This is a genomic window from Halothiobacillus diazotrophicus (assembly GCF_001663815.1).
In the GTDB taxonomy this organism is placed as follows: domain Bacteria; phylum Pseudomonadota; class Gammaproteobacteria; order Halothiobacillales; family Halothiobacillaceae; genus Halothiobacillus; species Halothiobacillus diazotrophicus.
The window spans coordinates 251,627-271,568 of the sequence record NZ_CP016027.1 but is presented as its reverse complement, the minus strand read 5'-3'; the positions used below and the strand labels follow the sequence as shown (position 1 = coordinate 271,568).

Below are 19,942 nucleotides of genomic sequence, written 5' to 3'. Positions count from 1 at the left end.
CAACCGGGCAAGAAGGAACACCCGCCACTTGCATAATCGTCCCCTAGCCTTGGCGGCGTCAAGAAAAGATGTTAGGCCGGATATTCACCACATCAAGGATCGCCATTTTTCATGAATTTGGCGTGACATAAGACAGGGTAAAGCGTCAGGATTCATCATCATAAAAAAAGCATGAGGCCCTTGGTTCTATTTTATGAAAAGCCGTCTAAACTATTCGTTTACAAAATGAATATCCATACCCCCAGAATAGATCAGCAATGGGGCACAACGAAGCATGCAAAGCTGCTTGCGGTCTGTCATCTGGTGAAATCGACCCCACGCACACATTCCAGCCCGAAAAGTCGAAAACACCGCCAACATGTCGATTGTGAATGTGGCCGAAATCTCATGTTCGGCAAAGCTGCTTGATGGGTGATAATGATCCGATATATTGAAAAATGACGACTTGTCTCTGAATTCTAGGAAGCCCGCTGATGACCCTCGACCTGCAAGCCCTTCTCGAAGCGAGACTTCACGACCCCTTCGCCCTCCTGGGCCGACATCCCATCAGCCAGAAACAGGGACGTTTTCACACGTTTCAGCCACAAGCCCGGCAGGTCTGGCTTCTGATGGCCGATGGCCAAGCGACGCCGCTAAGCCCCGATGTTCGGTTCCCTGGGGTGTTTCACGGCGAGTTCCCGCTGGATGGCTTGCCGGATCACCCCACCCTGCGCATCGAACCTCGGTCCGGCGCCACCTACGAGATCGTCGATCCCTATAGCTTCGCGCCAACGCTGGGCGACATGGATCTTTACCTGTTCGGCGAGGGCAAGCATTACGAACTCTGGAAAATGATGGGCGCGCACCCGGCGACGATCGACCAGATCGATGGCGTTCGTTTTGCCGTCTGGGCGCCCAACGCCGAACGCGTGAGCGTGGTCGGCGACTTCAACAACTGGGATGGCCGGCGCCACCCCATGCGCGTACGGGGCAGCAGCGGCGTCTGGGAACTGTTCATCCCGGGCCTGAAGGGCGAGGATCTATACAAGTTCGAGATCCGCAACCGCGCCAACGGCTCGATTTCCGTACGAACCGACCCGATGGGGCGCCACTTCGAGCACCGTCCGAAAACTGCGGCCAAAGTCACGCCGCCCAGCGCGTTCCCGTGGACCGACGAAGCCTGGTTGTCAGCACGCACCCATCGAAACTGGTTCACGGCACCCATGAACATCTATGAAGTTCATCTGGGCTCCTGGCGCATGCAGGAAGGCCGCTTTCTCTCCTACACCGAAGCCGCTGACCAGTTGATTCCCTACGTCCAGGAACGGGGATTCACCCATATCGAACTGCTCCCGATCACCGAACACCCCTTCGACGGCTCCTGGGGTTACCAGACGACTGGCTATTTCGCCCCCACATCCCGCTTCGGCACCCCGGATGAATTCCGCTATTTCGTGAATCGTGCCCATGAAGCCGGGATCGGCATCATTCTGGACTGGGTTCCCGCCCACTTTCCCCGCGACGAATTCGCGCTGGCCAAATTCGATGGCACGGCCCTGTACGAGCATGAGGATCCCCGCCGCGGGGAACACCGCGACTGGGGCACCCTGATCTTCAACTACGGGCGCAATGAGGTCCGAAACTTCCTGATCGCCTCTGCCCTGTACTGGATCGAGGAAATGCATCTGGATGGACTTCGCGTCGATGCCGTCGCCTCCATGCTCTACCTCGACTATTCACGCAACCACGGGGACTGGCTACCGAACGCCTATGGCGGCCGCGAGAACCTGGAGGCCATCGACTTTCTGCGTCAACTCAACCACGTCACCCAGTCGCGCAATCCCGGCGCCCTCGTCATGGCAGAGGAATCGACGGCATGGCCCCTGGTATCCCGCCCCCCCGAAGTGGGCGGACTCGGGTTCTCCCTGAAGTGGAACATGGGCTGGATGAACGATACGCTGCGGTACTTTCAGGAAGACCCGATCAACCGGCAGTACCACCATAACAATCTCACGTTCGGCCTGCTGTACTGCTTCACGGAAAACTTCATCCTGCCCTTGTCGCATGACGAGGTCGTGCACGGCAAGGGCTCCCTGCTGAACAAGATGCCGGGGGACGAGTGGCAGCGATTCGCCAACCTTCGCCTCCTCCTCGCCTATCAGTACACCTATCCCGGAAAGAAGCTCCTGTTCATGGGGAACGAATTCGGTCAGGGCAACGAATGGAGCCACGAACGCCCCCTGGACTGGTGGGTCTGTCAGTATGCCTTCCATCAGGGCATTGATCGTCTGACCACGACCCTCAGCCATTGCTACCGGAACGAAAGCGCCCTCCACGAGCGGGACTTCGAGGGAAGCGGCTTCGAGTGGAACGACTGCAACGACCGGCAGAACTCGATCATCAGCTACTTGAGGCACAGCGAGGAAAGCACCCTCCTCACCATCCTCAACTTCACCCCCGTCGTCCGCCAGGACTATCGGATCGGCATCCCCATGGCCAGCCGCATGGAACTGATCGTCAACACGGATGACGAAACTTTCGGCGGGAGCGGTCACGACATTGCATTGAGGCACAACAACCAGATACCCTCGCACGGGAAAGCAAGCAGCATCGATATCAATCTCCCCGCGCTCAGCGCGATTATCATCAAGATCAGGTGAGGCCGATCAGGAACACGTCCATGAAAATATTGTTTGCGACCAGCGAGATATACCCCCTGATCAAGACAGGTGGATTGGCGGACGTCTCCGGAGCCTTGCCCAAGGCACTCGCCCAACTGGGGGTCGACGTGCGGGTGATCACCCCACGTTACGCCAGCCTGAACATCGCTGACGCCAACCCCACCGAGAAGGTCGGTGCACTGACAGTCCTCGGTCAGCCCATCGACGTTGCCCAGACCTGCCTGCCGGATAGCGATGTGCCCGTGTACCTCATCGATCATCCGGTATTTTCAGCCCGTCAGGGCAACCCCTATATGGGACCGGACGGCAACCCCTGGCACGACAACCCGGAGCGATTCGCCCTCTTTTGCCGGGCCGTGGTTTCCCTGGCAACCAACCCCCTGGACGATGGCTGGGTGCCGGACGTCATCCACTGCAACGACTGGCAAACGGGGCTCATCCCGGCGTTGCTTTCCGAAAGCCCATCGCCGAAAACCGTGTTCACCATCCACAATCTGGCTTATCAAGGGGTCTACGACCGCAATACGTTCGAACGCCTCGGCCTGCCCTGGTCGCTCTGGAAGCCGGAAGCGCTCGAGTACTGGGGGAACATGTCGTTCCTCAAGGGCGGCGTCGTGTTTTCCGACTTCATCACCACGGTCAGCCCGACTTATGCGGAAGAAATCCAGACACCGGCCTTCGGTTATGGGCTGGACGGTCTGCTCAGCCACAAGAAAGATCGGGTCCGCGGCATTCTCAATGGCATCGGCGATGACTGGAACCCGGAGACCGACCCGTTCATCCACAAGAATTACTCGCTGGACAGCCTCCAGGACAAGGTCGTCAACAAGACCGAACTGCAGGCGGCACTTGGGCTTCCCGTGGATGGAACGATCCCTCTGGTCGTCCATATCGGCCGACTCGTCGAACAGAAAGGCATCGATCTCCTGATCCAGGCCATCAAGGAACTGGGCGACCGCCGGGTACAGTTCGCCATCCTCGGTACCGGAGAAAAGCGTTTCGAGAATGCGCTCCAATCCATTGCGCACAAGCGCCCGGAGCAGGTGGCCGTCCACATCGGATACGACGAACGACTGGCACACCGGCTCGAGGCGGCTGCGGATGCCTTTGCCATGCCCAGCCGCTTCGAGCCCTGCGGCCTGAACCAGCTCTACAGCCTGCGGTACGGCGCGCTGCCCATCGTGCATCGGGTCGGCGGCCTGGCGGACACGGTCAAGCACGTACACCCCAACAGCATCGAGGACCATACCGCAACAGGCATCGTGATCGATTATCTCGATATCAACGCCATCAAGTGGGCACTCGACTACTTCATTTCGATCTACGAAAACAAGGACATTTTCACGGAAATCCAGAAACAGGGCATGTCGGAAAATCACGATTGGATTGTGAGCGCACAGGCCTATGGGGATATCTACGCGGAGATCTTGAAGGGATAAACAGATGATGAACCGGATAAACGTCAACGCGGAACAAATCCGAGACGACCTCGGCAATCTCGCCCATGCTGCGTTGTCGAGTGCGTTCAAAAGCCTGTTCAACGATATCGAGAAAAAGCTATTTTCCCGGGCGGAGCACACGATCCACCAGGAAGACAAGGCAGAGTTCTTCGAGCTGATCGAATCCCTGAAAACGCACCTCCAGCCCTTTGAGGACGATTTCTTCGCGACGGTCTCCCGCAATGACCTCGGTGAACGCATTCCCAAGACCTGGGTGGACCTGATCCACGATCGGACGCTCAGTCTGCTTATCGAGGACATGGTCGCCCATGCCAAGGCCCGCTACGGGATGGAGCATGCTCAATACGAGTCCCGAATCAAGCTGCTGAGCCAGTCCTATCCAACCATCATCGGTGATCAGTACCTCACGCTGCCCGGTATCGTCACGGCCTTTCTGATCAATCTCAAGCACTTCAAGAAACCGCTCAAGAAGGACATCATCCGGGTACTGGGCAACCAGGTACTGATCAAGCTCGAACCGATGTACATGCTGATGAACGATCATCTCGTCCAACTCGGCGTGCTTCCTCAGATCAAATCCGTTCGCGAAACCGAACTCAGTGCCATCGACAGCCTGTTCAACGATCTCTTCGACCGTGAACACGCGCTCATGGGCTTGGAAACAGGCACTGCCGTTGAAAACCACGTCGTACCGCTCGAGATTCTTCAGGATCTGCTCAAGCGCAAGAAACTCATTCTCCGCAAGGCATCGGACATCCAGCCAGACGACTTCACGGACGCTCTTGCGGCCGAGATCGACAAACAGCATAAGAATGCGACCGTCAAACCTGCCATTGCCAGCAAGGACAAGGAGATACTGCGTCTGGTGGGCGCGGTCATCGCCGATATCATTAATGATCCCCAGATTAACCCGGTCATCAAGAAGCAGATCCACCTGCTGCAGACCGTCCTTTTGTATACGGCCTTTGACGACCCCAATTTTTTCAGTCAGATCAACAACCCCGCGCGCACGACCATCAACGAGTTGGCCGTCATTGGATCTGACCCCAGTCTCGATATCGACAAAATCAGCCAGATCGAAAAGCTCGTCGGCGAGATCATTACCGATGCCACCAATCTGAATTTCTCGTTCGCCCAAGCATTGCGCGCGCTCTATCGTATCGACGGACGCGCCGCCAAAAACGACGAACTCGCCCTCAATGCGATTCAAAACCGTCACCCCGAAGTATTGGCGCGTTGTCGCAACCGGATCGCTGCCATCATCCGCGAAAAGGCTCAGGACACCGTCATGAATCCGCCCGCTCAGGCGTTTATCGAGGAAATATGGGCGCCGTTCATGGTTCAAATCCTGATGACCCATGGACGTCAATGCGACGAATGGCATGAAGCGAACTCGGTACTGGACCGGGTCATCCGCCTGGAAAAGTGCCTGCCGGATAGCCCCAAATCGTTGATCGAACTGGACAGTCATATCAAGGAACTGTTGCGACACAGTCAGAACAAGCGTTTCCAGCTCGAAAGCAAAGGGAACAGCATTCCCGCCATCGAGAACTACCGGCGGCATCTCGAGGCGGCGATCAACGCCATTCCGGACGAACCCGAACCGGAGGCAGTCGCTGCACAGGCAACGGACCGGAAAGCGATCCCCGAAGCCGGCCTACCTCCCCAGGCAGATTCATCGTCAACGATCACGGCGCGCAACGAGCTCGGTCAGGAAGCCACCGAACTCAGGGACGAATCGCATGATGCACCCCCGGAAAAAGCCTCGGCGATTCAGGAAGAGACCGTCGAACCCCGGTCATCAAACGAGAGGCACGACGCCATCGAAGCAGAGGACGAGAACGAACCGGACGCATCAACGACCGACTCGCTGGATGCCAAATACCATTCGGCAGTGAAACGGCCGGCCGTCATCGACTTTTTCAACCATCATGTACTCAGCGACGAATGGTTCCAGATATTCACGACCGAGGGGGCCGCCCTGCGACGGCTCAAGGTCAGCTCGATCAACTACGAACTCGGCGTCGTCAACTTCTCCAATCGCAATGGCGAACTGACCCTCTTCCTCCCGCTAGCACAGGTATTCAGAGATATCATCGAAAGCCGCAGCCACCCGGTATTCGACAATGCGCAATTCAACCGCGCACGCGAAAAACTGATCCATGAACTCGATAAGATGGAAATATAAAACCATGGACAACATCAAGCGCACCGAAGAAGCCCCCCCAGCGCAGGCTGGTCAAGCCCAAGAACCGAACGATCGGCGCGATTTCAACCGGATGCGAACGCCCGGCAATGTGCTGCTGCGCGTGAAAACGCCCCCCGGGACGATTCACGACGCCAAGTTGGTCGACGTGAGCGCCAGCGGTGTCAATATCACCCTGGATGAGGCCATCGACATCGGTACCGAAATTCAATTGGCAGTCAAATTGCAAGACCACAACGAGCATTTTTTCGTCACGGGTATCGTGGCGCGCACCAGTCCCATGCAAAATGGCGATGCGCGTGAGAAATTTCAGTTGGGCGTGGAACTCAGATACGAGAAGAACAACCCCGACTTCCATGACTGGCGGGCATTGTTCATCGCTTGAAGAAAGATTCAGTCGTCCGTGATCGGACGTCTGGATCGTAGTGCCAAGGCCAGCGTATGGCCGTCCAAATATTCCAGTTCGCCGCCCATCGGGACACCTTGGGCCAATCGGGACACCCGATAGCGGCTACCAGCCATCATCGACTGGAGATAACTGGCCGTGGCCTCACCTTCGATCGTCGCACTCGTTGCCAGGATAACTTCCTCGATGGCCGGATCATCCAACCGGACCATGAGTCGATCGACACCGATTTCCCGAGGCCCGATGCCATCCAGCGGGGACAATCGCCCGGACAGCAGAAAGTAATACCCCTGAAATGCCCCTGACTGCTCGATGGCCAGCCAGTCCGTCAGTGACTCGACGATGCATAGCTGGGCGTGATCCCGTTGTTCGTCTGCACAGATCGGACAAACCGGGGTTTCGGAAAGCGCCTGACAGCGCTCGCATCGACCGATATCGCTCAGGGCGGCAGTGAGGGTCGATACGATCAATTCGGCACCCTGTCGATCCCGCTCGATCAATTGCAGCGCCATCCGCTGAGCCGTCTTGGCCCCGACGGAAGGAAGGCAGCGCAGGGCGCGCACCAGTTCACTGAATTTCGGAGAGAGCATCATGGGCGCAATGCGGATCAGAAGGGCATCTTGAACCCGGCGGGCAGATTCATGCCGGCGGTGATGCCCGCCATTTTCGCCTGCTGGTCGGCCTCGATCCGACGGACGGCATCGTTCATGGCCGCCGCGATCAGATCCTCGAGCATTTCCTTGTCATCGGACATCAGGCTGTCGTCGATACTCACACGACGAACCTCATGCTTGCCTGTCATCGTAATTTTCACGAGCCCGCCGCCGGACTCGCCAGTCACTTCGAGCTTGGCGACCTCTTCCTGCATGCGCTGCATCTTTTCCTGCATCTGCTGCGCCTGCTTCATGATATTGCCGATTCCGCCTTTCATCATTTGGGTATACCTCTTTTTATCGGATCAATGGGGGACATTATTCAGCCGGCCCGGTCGTCGGCGCCAAGGGCTGAATGGTTTCCGGGATGATTTCCGCACCGGCACGTTCCTTGAGCGCCCGAACCGCCGGGTGATCGTCGATCGATTGAATGCGTTCCGCCTGAGCCTGCCGCTCCTGAAGCGCCCGGCGCTCGGCCGGCGTTTGCGGTGGACTGTCGGATGAGACGCGCGCACTCGCGGAGGGCGTGTCCGCGGCCATCTCGATTCGCACACGATCGACATCGACCCACTGAGAAAGCTGCCTCAGCAGGCTTTCCCGCGATTTGGGGCTGGCCATGGCAGCAAAGCCCGGGGCTACCGTCAAGACGATCCGGTCTCCCTGCATATGAACATGACAGCGTTCGGCCAGTGCACGCGCAGGCTGATTGACCTGGGCAACGAGGTCATGCCACTGTTCATCCGTCAATGTACTGAGCAGTTCACGAGATACGCTATTCGTCGTGTCCGGACGGGCCGACGACGGTGGGGGTTCTGCCACCCGATTGCTGGCCTGCGCCGGAGGCTCAGAACGGGGCGCGGGCGTTTTGGAACCGGACGGACGGACGGAAGGCCGCGCAGCCGGCGCCGACTCGGGACCAGTGACGGCAGATGGCGCGGTTCCCGGAACGACACCGACTGTACCCTGAGGCGTCTCGAGACTGAATGCCAGCATCCGCAACAGAGTCATTTCCAGACCGATCCGGGCATTCGGCGCCCACACCAGATCACGACGCCCGGTACCGGCGATCTGGTACCACAATTGGAGGCGGCCGGCGTCCACGGCAACGAGCGCGTCGGGATCCGGCGCCACGCGCGCGTCCGGCACCCATTGGGCCAATGCCAACTGGTGGGTCTTTTCCAGAATCTGATCCAGGAACGTGGCAGGTTCGATTCCCCGACCCAGCGCCTCGTCAAGCAGCGTGAAAAGACGGGCGGCATCGTTCTCGGCCAGCGCCACAAGCACGTCGACGATCATCTGCTGATCGCTGAGACCCAGCATCTGACTGACATGCACGGAGGACAGTTCGCCGCCGGTATAAGCGATGGCCTGATCGAGCAGGCTCAGCGCATCGCGCATCGAACCCTGTGCAGCCTCGGCAATCAACCCCATCGCTGCGTCATCCGCCGAGAGGGACTCCCGCTGGACGATATCGAGCAGATGCCGTTGAATCTGCGCCTGCGGCAAGGCCCGCAGGTTGAACTGCAGGCATCGGGAAAGTACGGTGACCGGCAGCTTCTGCGGATCCGTGGTCGCCAGCAGGAACTTCACATGTTCCGGCGGTTCTTCCAGCGTTTTCAGCAGGGCATTGAAGCTGGACTTGGAGAACATGTGCACTTCGTCGATCAGATAGATCTTGAAGCGCCCGCGCACCGGTGCATAGGCCACGTTTTCCAGCAACTCGCGGGTATCGTCGACACCGGTACGCGAGGCGGCATCCACCTCGATGAGATCGACGAAGCGTCCCTGATCGATCTCCGTACAGGCGCTGCAGACCCCGCACGGGTTACTGGATATACCCTGCTCGCAGTTCAGGGCCTTGGCGAAGATCCGAGCCACCGTCGTCTTGCCGACACCCCGAGTGCCGGTAAACAGATAGGCGTGATGCAGACGCGATTGGTTCAGCGCATTGGTCAGCGCCTGAAGGACATGCCCCTGGCCAACCATTTCCTCGAAGCTTTTGGGGCGCCATTTGCGCGCGAGGACCAGATAGCTCATCGTAGGAATGCCAGGAACATCGAGTGAATTCCAGTTTGGGTGGTATCCCGCACCCGCCGATCTCCGGCACCCAAGGCAACCGTTACCGTTGCTCCCTTCCGGGCCTGGCGGGGTTCACGGCGCATTGTCGCGAAGGGACGAATACGAGACACCATAGATACCATTTTCCCTGCGGAAAACGGAGGTAGACTATAACACAAATTCCACGGTTCCGTCATGATCGCCCCTGCCCTCCTCCCGGCGCGAAACCCGGCACTCAGGGCGCCACCAGCCGATCCAGCGCCGTCAGCAGTGCCTGATTCTGCGCCGTCGTGCCCACGGTAATCCGCAAAAAATCCGCAATCCGCGGTTTGTTGAAATGACGGACGATCACCGATTGCGCCCGCAATCCCTGATAGAGTTCCGCGCCGCTGTATTGCGGATGGCGGGCAAACACGAAATTGGCGGCCGAGGGAATGACCTCGAATCCCCGAGCCTTCAGGGCCGCCGTCAGCCCGTCCCGATCATCCATGATGCGCTGCCGGGTTTCTTCGAAATACGCCGTATCCAGGAAAGCCGCCTGGGCACCCACCAAGGCAAGGCGATCGAGCGGATAGGAGTTGAAGCTGTCCTTGACCCGCACCAGGGCCTCGATCAGATCCGGATGCCCCAGCGCCAACCCCACCCGCAAACCGGCCAACGAACGCGATTTGGAGAGTGACTGGGTCACCAGCAGATTCGGGTAGCGGTCGATCAGGGTGACCGCCGACTGCCCACCGAAATCGATGTAGGCCTCATCGACCACGACCACGACACCCGGATGTCCGGCCACCAGTCGTTCGATATCCAGCAATGACATCAGACGACCGGTCGGCGCATTGGGGTTCGGAAACACAATGCCCCCGATCCCGGTCGCCTCGGCACCGAAGTAGTCCTTGGGCACGATCGCCATCTGGTCGTCGATCGGGATGGCGCGGTATTCGATGCCGTAGAGCTGACAGTACACGGGATAGAAGCTGTAGCTGATGTCCGGGAACAGAACCGGCCGACCGTGGGCCAGCAGCGACTGGAACACAAAGGCCAGAACCTCATCCGAACCGTTGCCGACGAAGACCTGATTCGGGCTCAGTGCGTAATATTCGGCAATGGTCTGTCGCAATTCCGACGCCGTCGGATCGGGATAGAGCCGCAAAGTATCGTTCAAGACGGATGAGATGGCCGCCAACACCTTGGGCGACGGACCGTAGGGGTTCTCGTTGGTATTGAGCTTGACCAGCCCCATGCCCTTGGGCTGTTCGCCCGGCACATAGGGGGTCAGTTCATGAACGATCGGCGACCAAAACGATTGACTCATATCCAGCCTTCAAGGTTGCAAATGACGCGAAACCGCCTCAGCGATTCCCTTCCACCCGATAGCGGGCTGACTGGGCATGGGCATACAGCCCTTCGGACTCGGCAAGCACCACCGCCAGCTCGCCCAGCGCCACACTGCCCGCTGCGGAACACTGGATGATGCTGGAACGCTTCTGGAAATCATAGACACCCAGGGGCGAAGAGAAACGCGCCGTACCGGATGTCGGCAGGACGTGGTTCGGGCCAGCGCAGTAATCGCCCAGGGCTTCCGCGGTGTACTTGCCTACGAAGATGGCACCGGCATGGCGGATCTCGGACAGCCGATTCTCGGCCCCCGCAAAGGACAGCTCCAGGTGCTCCGGCGCAATCTCGTTGGCCAGGGCGATGGCCTCGTCCAGATTCTTCACGGCGATCAAGGCCCCCCGATCGGCCAGCGCGGTGCGAATGATGTCGGCGCGCGGCTGGGATTCGACCAGTCGGGTGACGGATTCGGCCACGCGGTCCAGGAACTGCGCATCCGGAGAGATCAGGATGGCCTGCGCCTGCTGGTCGTGTTCGGCCTGGGAGAAGAGATCCATGGCGATCCAGTCCGGATCCGTCAGACCATCGCTGACGATCAGGATTTCCGAGGGACCGGCGATCATGTCGATACCGACCTTGCCGAACACCGCGCGCTTGGCCGCCGCGACGTAGATATTGCCCGGCCCGACGATCTTGTCGACCGCCGGCACGGTTGCGGTGCCATAAGCCAGCGCGGCAACCGCCTGCGCACCGCCGATACGGAATATGCGATCGACGCCGGCGACACGGGCCGCCGCCAGCACGGTATCGTTCGCCACGCCATCGGGGGTCGGCACGACCATCACCAACTCGCGCACGCCAGCCACTCGGGCGGGAATCGCGTTCATCAGCACCGATGACGGATAGGCCGCCTTGCCGCCGGGCACATACAAGCCGACCCGATCCAGCGGCGTGATCTGCTGACCGAGGACCGTGCCATCCGCCTCGGTATAGGACCAGGACTGCATCTTCTGCCGTTCGGCATAGGCACTGATTCGTACTGCTGCCGCCTCGAGCGCCGCCAGGAGGTTGTCCGGCGTGCGCGCAACGGCCGCATCGATCTCCGCTTCCGTGAATGCCAGCGCCTCGGCGGAGGGCAGAGCCAGGCGATCGAACTTGGCCGTAAATTCGAGCAATGCTTCATCGCCACGCTCGCGGATGGCCTGAATGACGGTATCAACCGTAGTTTGCACACCCGTATCGGCGACGCTCGTCCAATCCAGCAGCTTCTTCAAGGCAGACCGGAACCCCGGATCTGCCGCGTTCAATCGATTGATGATGTTCATCGCGCACCACCCTGAAGATATTGTTCAAGACTGGAGACCAACTCGGAAATCTCCGCATGTTTCAACTTCTGCGCCGCCCGATTCACGATCAGACGGGAGGAGATGTCCGCGATATGCAGCAGCGGTTCCAGTCCATTCGCACGCAGCGTATTGCCCGTGTCGACCACGTCCACGATGCAATCGGCCAGATCGACGAGCGGCGCCAACTCCATGGAGCCGTACAGCTTGATCAATTCGATCTGGCGACCCTGCTCGGCAAAATAGCATTCTGCCGAATGGGTGTATTTGGTCGCCACCCGCAGGCGCCCCGGCTTGTCCAGACATCCCGGACGCCCCGCGACCATCAACCGACAGCAGGCGATATTCAGGTCCAGCAGCTCGAACAAGCCATCGCCGCCCTGCTCCATCAGGACGTCCTTGCCGGCGACCCCGAGGTCCGCTGCGCCGTACTGCACATAGGTCGGCACGTCGGAAGCACGAAGAATCAACAGCTTGATATGGGGATGGTTGGTATCGAGGATCAGTTTTCGGGTCGATTCGGGGTCATCCTGCGGATGAATGCCCACGTGCGCCAGCAGGGGGAGGGTATCTTTGAAGATGCGTCCCTTGGACAGGGCGATAATGATGTTTTTCTGACTCATGCCGATTCCGGTAAACAGGGGTGTTCCAGGTATTTTATTGGGTTATTCGCTGAATGTTCGCACCCAGTTTGGAAAGTTTTTCCTCGATGGACTCATAACCGCGGTCGATATGGTAAATCCGGTTGATGACGGTCTCGCCATCGGCGACCAGGCCTGCCAGCACAAGGCTTGCAGACGCCCGCAGGTCCGTCGCCATCATCTGTGCACCCTTGAGTTCGGGCAAGCCGCGCACGACGGCAGTATTACCCTCGACATGGATATCGGCACCGATGCGCATCAGTTCATGCACATGCATGAAACGATTTTCGAAAATGGTCTCGACCACCGTGGCCGTGCCCTCGGCAATGCAATTCATCGCGAGGAACTGGGCCTGCATGTCCGTCGGAAAACCCGGGTGGGGGGCAGTACGAATATTCACGGCCAGCGGGCGCCGCCCGGTCATGTCCAGTTCGATCCAGTCCTCGCCGAGGGTGAGACTGGCCCCCGCCTCGCGCAGCTTGGCCAGAACGGCATCGAGCAACCGGGGATTCGTATCCCGCACGCGGATCTTGCCACCAGTCATGGCCGCAGCGACCAGATAGGTGCCGGTCTCGATCCGGTCGGGCAACACGCGATATTGCACGCCGCGCAGGGATTTGACGCCGCGAATGGTAATGACATCCGTCCCGGCTCCCCGGATATCGGCGCCCATCTGGATGAGAAACTGCGCCAGATCGACCACCTCGGGCTCCCGCGCCGCATTCTCGAGCACGGTTTCGCCCCGGGCGAGCACCGCCGCCATCATCAGGTTCTCGGTGCCCGTGACCGTGGCCTGTTCCATGACAATGCGTGCGCCGACCAACTCCTTGGCCTCTGCCGTGATGTAGCCGTTTTCGACCTTGACGTCGGCGCCCAGTGACATGAGCCCGTGCAGGTGGATATCCACGGGCCGGGAACCGATCGCGCAGCCGCCGGGCAGGGACACCTGGGCACGACCGAAGCGCGCCAGCATGGGGCCCAGCACGAGAATGGATGCCCGCATGGTGCAGACGAGATCATAGGGCGCGATCAGCTTGTTCACGGTACTGGCGTCGATCTCGACGCTCATCTTGTCGGAAATCGTCAGCGTGGCACCCATCCCGCCGAGGAGTTCCATCATTGTGGTCACGTCCTGAAGGTGGGGTACGTTTTCGATCACGCAGGGCGTTTCGCAGAGGAGGCCCGCGGCCATGATGGGCAGTACGGCGTTCTTGGCACCGGAGATCCGCACGTCGCCCGTCAGGGGTTTTCCACCCCGAATCATTAACTTGTTCATTGATTTCGCTTAGTTATCGTGAACCCCGCGACGCTGCGCAGGGCACCGGGGGCGGCCACGGCTGGGCACGCTATAAACCGTCTACCGCCAGTAAATCCTTGAGACCGTAGACCGTCATCATCGGCTGAAGCGCCTTAGGGGGGTGAGTGTAACGCACAGAGACGGAACGCGCTGCCGCTTGAGACTGCCAGCACAGCAAAAAGGCGAGACCGGCCGTGTCGATGGCCCGCACCTGACCGAGGGCGACCTCCATACGCGTACCGGGCACCTGACCGTCGAGTTCGGGTAGATCGAAAGAAGCAAGCCGCTCGATCTGCGAGCGGACAAGCGCACCGCGCAGCATGATCTTGCCCGGTTCGGTCACCAGGGTGATCGACTCGGACATCGACTGCTCATCCATTGTTCTGGCTTTTCAGCGTATCGATCAGGCTGCCCAGCCCTTTCTGCTGGATGACCTGAGCAAAGCTGCCCCGATAATTGTTGACGAGACTGATGCCATCGATGATGACGTCGTAGGCCTTCCACGCATCGCCGTCCTGGACCATCCGATACTCCACGGGCACCCGCCCCAGATCCCCGCCACTCAACATGGACTGAACCACGATCTCGTCCGCTTCGGCACCCGGCTTCGTACCGGTCACCTCGATCTTCTGGTTGCCCAGTTTGGACAAGGGCCCGGCATAGGTACGCACCAGCAGCTGCTCGAACTGATCCGTAAACGCGGTTTTCTGCGCCGGCGTCGCCGTGCGCCAGTACCGTCCCAGCACCAATCGGCTCATGCGCTCCGAATCGATATGCGGCAGCAGTACCTGGCGGACGATCGTCAGCAATGCCTTGGGATCCTTGTTGACCTCATCCTGGTGACTCGCGATCTCCTTGATGATCTGATCCGCGGTACTCTGCGCCGTCTTGACAGCCATCTCCGGCGTTGGTTTGGCAGCGACAGCGGTCGTCAGCATGCCGGCCATCAGCCAGCCAATCAGCCCCCAGAAAAATTGACGACTCAAGGTCGTTCGCGCCATAGCATGGTGAATCATTGCGGATAGTCTCCTGTCGCGATTTTCAGTTGGGCCACTTGCATGTTGAAGTCGTTCACGGCGCGCAGATAATCCACCTGCGTCACCGTATTGGCCTTAACGGCCTCGGCGAGTTTGCCGCCATCGATCAGGCCAGCCTGGAAATCCAGGAAGCTCGAAATCATCCAGCGCTTGGCGGCGACCCGTGCCTTGTCCAGTGCCGCTATCTCGGTCTTCAGCGCATGGACCGAGTGATAGGCCTCTGCCACCTGGTACGGGATACCAACCTGCGCCAGCTGCGCCTTGGCAACGACGCCACGCATCTCGGCCTCCGCATCACTGACATTGGCCGCAATCACACCGGGATTGAAATCCCACTTGATGCCCAGCACCGGCGTGACCAACGCCTGATTCAACGGGTCATAAATATAGGGATTGTTGATCTGATCGCGCCCCGGGGTGAATTCCGCAGACGCCACGACACCGGCGTAGATATTCGGATAGCGCTCGGATTTGCGCGCCTGCACATAGGCGCGCATCGCGCTGAGACCTGATTCGGCCATGTGCATTTCCGGACGATCAAGCAGCGCCTGGTTGGCAAATTTTTCCAAACTGCCTTCAGGAACCGTGACCGGCTCGACATGGTCGTCGGCCACGGTCAGGGAATCGTGAATCGGCACGCCAATGATGGTTTTCAGCCCGTCCAGCGCAATTTTTTCGACGCCTTCCGCTTCGGCAATATAGCGATCGAGCTGCCCCAGGCCATTTTCCAGCGCATAGACATCACGCAGCGATCCCTGTCCGGCATCGGCCTTCTTCTGCAGCGGTTTTTCAGACTCGGCCAGCTGATTGCGGACCCCGGTCAGGAATTGCCGGGTGTCGCGTGCCGTGAGGTAACCATAGTAGGCACGCCGTACGGTCAGCCAGGTCTCACCCTTGGCCAGGGCGACCTGATCCGCCTTGACCTGCTTGTTGTACTGGGCAGCCGTCTTGTAATTCTCGAGCTTGCCGAAGGTGTACAGCGGCTTGATGATCGAGGCCATGATGCCGGATGTGACCGTGATCCCGTCGTCAATCGTGTTGCCGCCCGCACGAAGCGTACAGCTCTGCCCGGCCGGACAGGTATTCGTTCCGTTGGTGAAGATGCCGTCCTTGGCCCGTGGCGCCAGGGCCGCATACAAGTTCACGCTGGCCCGAATGCCGCCCTCCCCCTCAACACGATGAATCAGGGCCTGAGCCGCCGCCACATTGGCGCGCTGCTCCTCGATCCGCGGATCGGCATTCAGCGCCATTTCCGTGGCCTGTTGCAGATTGACGGTCTGGGCCTGGGCAACCGCACTGACCAGACTCAAGGCCCATAGCAAATGCTGGACGTGTCTCATTTTTCCGCTGCCTTATTGAAAAGAAACTTGGATATCACTTTTTCCAGAATGACCGCCGACTGCGTCATGGCAATCCGATCTCCGTTTTTCAACACCTTGGTATCCCCACCGGGTGAAATCTCGATGTACTGGGCGCCGAGCAGGCCGGCGGTGTAGATGCTGGCAAAGGAATCCTTGGGCAGGTTGTTGTACTGGTTGCCAATCACCATCGTGACGACCGCTTCGAACGTCTTGGGATCGACGGTAATCCGCTCGACCCGGCCGATGGTCATCCCGGCCAGCTTTACCGGAGAACGGTCGGTCAGACCGCCGACATTGTCGAACTCCGCCGTCAGCGTATAGCCATGGATGGACGTGCTGCCGAAGTTGCTCCACTTCAGGGTCAGCAGCAGCATGGCGACGATCCCCGCCAGAACAAAGGCGCCCACCACGATTTCAATGCCACGTTGTGTATTCATTACTTAAGCCCCAAACATCCAGGCAGTCAAAACAAAATCCAGCCCCAGCACGGTCAGGGAACTCAACACCACGGTACGCGTCGTCGCCCGGGAAATCCCCAGGGAGGTCGGCTCGGCATCATACCCCTCGAAGACGGCAATCAGGCCGATCACGAAACCGAACGCCAAGCTTTTGATCACGCCGTTGAGTACATCTTCAACCGGTGCCATCTGCTGCTGGATCTGTCCCCAGTAGGACGCGGCATCTACACCGAGCACCACGACACCGATCAGATAACCACCAAGAATGCCCACCAGGGAGAACAGTGCCGCCAGCAGCGGCATGGCAAACAGCGCGCCCCAGAACCGTGGCGCCACAACCCGGCGCAACGGATCGACCGCCATCATTTCCATGGCGGACAACTGCTCAGTAGTCTTCATCAGGGCAATTTCCGCCGTGATTGCCGAGCCGGCACGGCCCGCGAACAACAGGGCCGTCACGACAGGCCCCAGCTCACGGACCAGGGAGAGCGCCACCATCACGCCGAGCGATTCGGTTGCATTGAATTTAGACAGGATATTGTACCCCTGCAGCCCCAGCACCAGACCGACGAACGCGCCGGAGATCAGGATAATCACCAGCGAGAGGACACCGATGGCATAAACCTCCTGGACAATCAGGCGCGGCCGCGTCCAGGCCGGAATCAATCGGAGGAAGACAGCACCGGTAAAAAAGGCCATCCGACCGGTGTGCTGCGCCGCCGACAACACCCAGCGCCCCAATAGCGCCAGAAAGTCACCCAGCGTGTTGACCCATGCCTGCACTATCTGGACTCCTGATCGAAATGGGTGAGACTCGACAAACCGAGCGCATCCGCAAGCAGCCGCTGCCCGGAGTCGGATTGCCCCGTGGCCGCATCGGGGTCCGCATCCAGGAACTGGCGCAGAAACGGCGACTGCGCCTTCTGAGCCATCAAATCTTCCGGCGTTCCCGCCCCGACCACGCGCCCTTCATTGATCACATAAACCTGATCGGCAATGGACAGGGCTTCGGACACGTCATGCGACACCAGCACGCTGGTCAGCCCCAGCGCGCTATTCAAGGAAGCGATCAATCGCAGAAGCACCCCGAGATTGATCGGATCCTGTCCCGTGAAGGGCTCATCGTAAAGCATGAGCTCGGGGTCCAGGGCAAGCGCCCGCGCCAGTGCGACACGTCGCGCCATGCCCCCGGACAGCTCTGCTGGCATCTGATCGGCGGCAGCCAGCAGCCCGACGGCCTGTAGCTTCAACGCGACGATCCGCTGAATGAGTGCTTCAGGCAGATGCGAATGCTCCCGCAACGGGAAGGCTACATTTTCCCGCGCCGTCAGATCCGTGAACAGTGCACCGTTCTGAAACAGCATGCCGAGCCGGCGACGCATGGCCAACAGATCGTTCCGACCGGCCCGCCCCATATTCAGGCCATTGACCATCACCTTGCCGGACCTCGCCTTGATCTGCCCGCCGATAAGCCGCAGCAGCGTGGTCTTTCCGGTACCGGATGGCCCCATGATCGCCGTGATCTTGCCGCGGGGGATCGACAGATCCACCGAGTCGAGAATCACTCGCCGGCCGCGGGAAAAGGAAACCCGTTCGAATTGGATATAGGGTTCCATCATAGCCCCATGAGCTCTACGAGCGTTTGCAAGCGCTCCATCGTCGGTACGGAAGGTTGATCGCCGTCGACAAACAAGGCACAGGGCACTTCAGGCGCCTGCGCGATGAACGACTCGATCCATGTACGGAGCAGTTTCGGCTGATCCTGTGCCGGGATCAGGCCAACCCGGCACCCACTGGCGGCCGCGTCCGGGCGCCAGAGTGCCTCGTCTGGAGCAAGCCGAATCACGGGGAGATCGGCATGGTCGACCAGCCAGTCGGTAAACGGCGACTGGGCGGCACCTGCCCCCCGCTCAAGGACGGCGAGCACCGGTTTCGGCGCATCGGCCACGGCGGCCAGGGCGTCGGCCGCATCGGCATCCGTATCGGCGATCCATACGGCACTCGTCATCATCACAAGGTAATTGTTGCGCCAGTCGTCCGGCATGCCTTCCGGGTAGAAGTCCTGGATCAGCGAGGTCGCCAGACGCTGTCGGAACCCGACCCAGATCGATCGTCTCGAGGAATTCACGCAGGCAACTCCCGAAGCAGCCTGAAACTCAGGTTCAAATCGAATTCATGCTCGAAACGCTGGGCACGTGAGGCGCTCCGGCAGGCGCCGGGCCCGTCGAACCAGGAGCCACCGCGCACGACGCGGAAACGACGATCATGCTTGTCCGGACTCTGGAAGGGCTGATCACCGACCCGGGCATTCAGTCGATAGCCGCTGCGCCAATGATCCAGGGTCAGTTCCTGCATATTGCCATGCACCTCGTGCAGCCCCCAGGCATTGGGCGGCAGGCTACCGACCGGCACGGGCCGTCCGATCCCGCAGAGGAACAGCCCTCGGGTGCAGTGCAGGCCGCCGGCGCAATTGACTTCTTCGCGCCGGATCTTGTCTCCGAAATAGAACATGGTGTCGGTACCCGCCCGCGCGGCATATTCCCATTCGGACTCGGTGGGTAGACGGTACCGCTGGCCGGTTTCCCGGGAAAGCCAGTCCGCGTAGGCCACTGCATCATGAAACGAGACGTTGTAGATCGGAAAGTCCAGATCATGCCATGAGTAGGCGCGCGGCCGACGATGCCCCGTCGCCATCAGGAACTGGTTGTACTCGCGACGGCGAATGGCGCCCGTCGTCAAGGCGAATGCTCGGGGAAAGTGCACCTCGTGTCGCGGCATCTCAACCGGCTGGACCTGGTACTCACCCTGCCGGGCGCCCATCCAGAACGACCCCGGAGGAATCACGGCAACCGTCGGAGCGGGGCTGCCATCACGCAACGTATCGGCAAAATGAGGCGCGCAGCCCAATGCCTGGGCGGCCGCCTGTTGACGAACCGTCGCATCAGCCAGAAATTCCGATTCCCGTTTCACGGACACTGCTCCCACCGAAACCCCTCCCCCCTAATCGACACAACGCCCTTGTACACCACA

The 19,942-nt window shown here is 59.8% G+C and carries 19 protein-coding genes and 1 other RNA gene; 4 read left to right on the top strand and 16 right to left on the bottom strand.

Going from position 1 to position 19,942, the window contains the following annotated elements; all coding sequences use genetic code 11:
* Positions 1-473: 473 nt before the first annotated feature.
* The 4 genes from glgB to A9404_RS01225 are packed head-to-tail and all read left to right on the top strand — an operon-like array spanning position 474 to position 6,711.
* Entirely contained in the window at positions 474-2,639 is a 2,166-nt protein-coding gene (glgB, locus tag A9404_RS01240) for a 1,4-alpha-glucan branching protein GlgB (protein ID WP_066097932.1), read from the top strand.
* A 20-nt stretch (positions 2,640-2,659) separates the two neighbouring features.
* A complete protein-coding gene (gene glgA / locus A9404_RS01235) occupies positions 2,660-4,099 on the top strand; it encodes a glycogen synthase GlgA (RefSeq protein ID WP_066097930.1) in 1,440 nt (479 codons plus the stop codon).
* Positions 4,100-4,103: 4 nt separating this feature from the next.
* A complete protein-coding gene (locus tag A9404_RS01230) occupies positions 4,104-6,308 on the top strand; it encodes a DUF1631 family protein (protein WP_066097928.1) in 2,205 nt (734 codons plus the stop codon).
* A gap of 4 nt (positions 6,309-6,312) precedes the next feature.
* Positions 6,313-6,711 (top strand): PilZ domain-containing protein, encoded by a 399-nt coding sequence (locus A9404_RS01225; RefSeq protein ID WP_066097925.1) that lies wholly within the window; start codon positions 6,313-6,315, stop codon positions 6,709-6,711.
* Positions 6,712-6,719: 8 nt separating this feature from the next.
* Here A9404_RS01225 and recR read toward each other — a convergent pair whose 3' ends face one another.
* The 16 genes from recR to A9404_RS01145 all read right to left on the bottom strand — a co-directional run bounded on the left by recR (position 6,720) and on the right by A9404_RS01145 (position 19,882).
* A complete protein-coding gene (gene recR, locus A9404_RS01220; RefSeq protein ID WP_066102575.1) occupies positions 6,720-7,322 on the bottom strand; it encodes a recombination mediator RecR in 603 nt (200 codons plus the stop codon).
* 17 nt (positions 7,323-7,339) lie between these two features.
* A complete protein-coding gene (locus A9404_RS01215; protein ID WP_066097923.1) occupies positions 7,340-7,666 on the bottom strand; it encodes a YbaB/EbfC family nucleoid-associated protein in 327 nt (108 codons plus the stop codon).
* Between the two features lie 37 nt (positions 7,667-7,703).
* Entirely contained in the window at positions 7,704-9,422 is a 1,719-nt protein-coding gene (gene dnaX, locus A9404_RS01210; RefSeq protein WP_066097920.1) for a DNA polymerase III subunit gamma/tau, read from the bottom strand.
* A gap of 47 nt (positions 9,423-9,469) precedes the next feature.
* Positions 9,470-9,566: signal recognition particle sRNA small type (ffs, locus tag A9404_RS01205), an RNA gene on the bottom strand.
* A 112-nt stretch (positions 9,567-9,678) separates the two neighbouring features.
* A complete protein-coding gene (gene hisC, locus A9404_RS01200) occupies positions 9,679-10,755 on the bottom strand; it encodes a histidinol-phosphate transaminase (RefSeq protein WP_066097918.1) in 1,077 nt (358 codons plus the stop codon).
* Positions 10,756-10,792: 37 nt separating this feature from the next.
* Positions 10,793-12,100, bottom strand: coding sequence for a histidinol dehydrogenase (gene hisD, locus A9404_RS01195; RefSeq protein WP_066097916.1), 1,308 nt, complete (start codon positions 12,098-12,100; stop codon positions 10,793-10,795).
* The gene (gene hisG / locus A9404_RS01190; protein ID WP_066097914.1) at positions 12,097-12,741 is read right to left on the bottom strand and encodes an ATP phosphoribosyltransferase; all 645 of its coding nucleotides are present in this window, start codon (positions 12,739-12,741) and stop codon (positions 12,097-12,099) included. The genes hisD and hisG overlap by 4 nt, the downstream gene beginning before the upstream one ends.
* 34 nt (positions 12,742-12,775) lie before the next feature.
* Positions 12,776-14,035, bottom strand: a complete 1,260-nt coding sequence (murA, locus tag A9404_RS01185; protein ID WP_066097912.1) for a UDP-N-acetylglucosamine 1-carboxyvinyltransferase — start codon at positions 14,033-14,035, stop codon at positions 12,776-12,778.
* A 70-nt stretch (positions 14,036-14,105) separates the two neighbouring features.
* The gene (locus A9404_RS01180) at positions 14,106-14,420 is read right to left on the bottom strand and encodes an STAS domain-containing protein (RefSeq protein WP_197490385.1); all 315 of its coding nucleotides are present in this window, start codon (positions 14,418-14,420) and stop codon (positions 14,106-14,108) included.
* Between the two features lie 7 nt (positions 14,421-14,427).
* On the bottom strand, positions 14,428-15,072 hold the full coding sequence (locus A9404_RS01175) for an MlaC/ttg2D family ABC transporter substrate-binding protein (RefSeq protein ID WP_082922642.1): 645 nt from the start codon (positions 15,070-15,072) through the stop codon (positions 14,428-14,430).
* Positions 15,069-16,433, bottom strand: coding sequence for a TolC family protein (locus A9404_RS01170; RefSeq protein ID WP_066097907.1), 1,365 nt, complete (start codon positions 16,431-16,433; stop codon positions 15,069-15,071). Before A9404_RS01170 ends, A9404_RS01175 begins: the two co-directional genes overlap by 4 nt.
* On the bottom strand, positions 16,430-16,891 hold the full coding sequence (mlaD, locus tag A9404_RS01165) for an outer membrane lipid asymmetry maintenance protein MlaD (RefSeq protein ID WP_066097904.1): 462 nt from the start codon (positions 16,889-16,891) through the stop codon (positions 16,430-16,432). Before mlaD ends, A9404_RS01170 begins: the two co-directional genes overlap by 4 nt.
* Before the next feature lie 3 nt (positions 16,892-16,894).
* On the bottom strand, positions 16,895-17,695 hold the full coding sequence (gene mlaE, locus A9404_RS01160; RefSeq protein WP_231880929.1) for a lipid asymmetry maintenance ABC transporter permease subunit MlaE: 801 nt from the start codon (positions 17,693-17,695) through the stop codon (positions 16,895-16,897).
* Entirely contained in the window at positions 17,695-18,531 is an 837-nt protein-coding gene (locus A9404_RS01155; RefSeq protein WP_066097901.1) for an ABC transporter ATP-binding protein, read from the bottom strand. The genes mlaE and A9404_RS01155 overlap by 1 nt, the downstream gene beginning before the upstream one ends.
* Positions 18,528-19,040, bottom strand: coding sequence for a hypothetical protein (locus tag A9404_RS01150; protein WP_066097899.1), 513 nt, complete (start codon positions 19,038-19,040; stop codon positions 18,528-18,530). The genes A9404_RS01155 and A9404_RS01150 overlap by 4 nt, the downstream gene beginning before the upstream one ends.
* Positions 19,037-19,882, bottom strand: coding sequence for a formylglycine-generating enzyme family protein (locus A9404_RS01145; RefSeq protein WP_082922641.1), 846 nt, complete (start codon positions 19,880-19,882; stop codon positions 19,037-19,039). Before A9404_RS01145 ends, A9404_RS01150 begins: the two co-directional genes overlap by 4 nt.
* Positions 19,883-19,942: the final 60 nt, after the last annotated feature.

Coding starts and splice junctions, on each gene's coding strand:
- glgB (WP_066097932.1), top strand. CDS start 474: ATGACCCTCGACCTGCAAGCCCTTCTCGAAGCGAGACTTCACGACCCC.
- glgA (WP_066097930.1), top strand. CDS start 2,660: ATGAAAATATTGTTTGCGACCAGCGAGATATACCCCCTGATCAAGACA.
- A9404_RS01230 (WP_066097928.1), top strand. CDS start 4,104: ATGATGAACCGGATAAACGTCAACGCGGAACAAATCCGAGACGACCTC.
- A9404_RS01225 (WP_066097925.1), top strand. CDS start 6,313: ATGGACAACATCAAGCGCACCGAAGAAGCCCCCCCAGCGCAGGCTGGT.
- recR (WP_066102575.1), bottom strand. CDS start 7,322: ATGCTCTCTCCGAAATTCAGTGAACTGGTGCGCGCCCTGCGCTGCCTT.
- A9404_RS01215 (WP_066097923.1), bottom strand. CDS start 7,666: ATGATGAAAGGCGGAATCGGCAATATCATGAAGCAGGCGCAGCAGATG.
- dnaX (WP_066097920.1), bottom strand. CDS start 9,422: ATGAGCTATCTGGTCCTCGCGCGCAAATGGCGCCCCAAAAGCTTCGAG.
- hisC (WP_066097918.1), bottom strand. CDS start 10,755: ATGAGTCAATCGTTTTGGTCGCCGATCGTTCATGAACTGACCCCCTAT.
- hisD (WP_066097916.1), bottom strand. CDS start 12,100: ATGAACATCATCAATCGATTGAACGCGGCAGATCCGGGGTTCCGGTCT.
- hisG (WP_066097914.1), bottom strand. CDS start 12,741: ATGAGTCAGAAAAACATCATTATCGCCCTGTCCAAGGGACGCATCTTC.
- murA (WP_066097912.1), bottom strand. CDS start 14,035: ATGAACAAGTTAATGATTCGGGGTGGAAAACCCCTGACGGGCGACGTG.
- A9404_RS01180 (WP_197490385.1), bottom strand. CDS start 14,420: ATGTCCGAGTCGATCACCCTGGTGACCGAACCGGGCAAGATCATGCTG.
- A9404_RS01175 (WP_082922642.1), bottom strand. CDS start 15,072: ATGATTCACCATGCTATGGCGCGAACGACCTTGAGTCGTCAATTTTTC.
- A9404_RS01170 (WP_066097907.1), bottom strand. CDS start 16,433: ATGAGACACGTCCAGCATTTGCTATGGGCCTTGAGTCTGGTCAGTGCG.
- mlaD (WP_066097904.1), bottom strand. CDS start 16,891: ATGAATACACAACGTGGCATTGAAATCGTGGTGGGCGCCTTTGTTCTG.
- A9404_RS01155 (WP_066097901.1), bottom strand. CDS start 18,531: ATGATGGAACCCTATATCCAATTCGAACGGGTTTCCTTTTCCCGCGGC.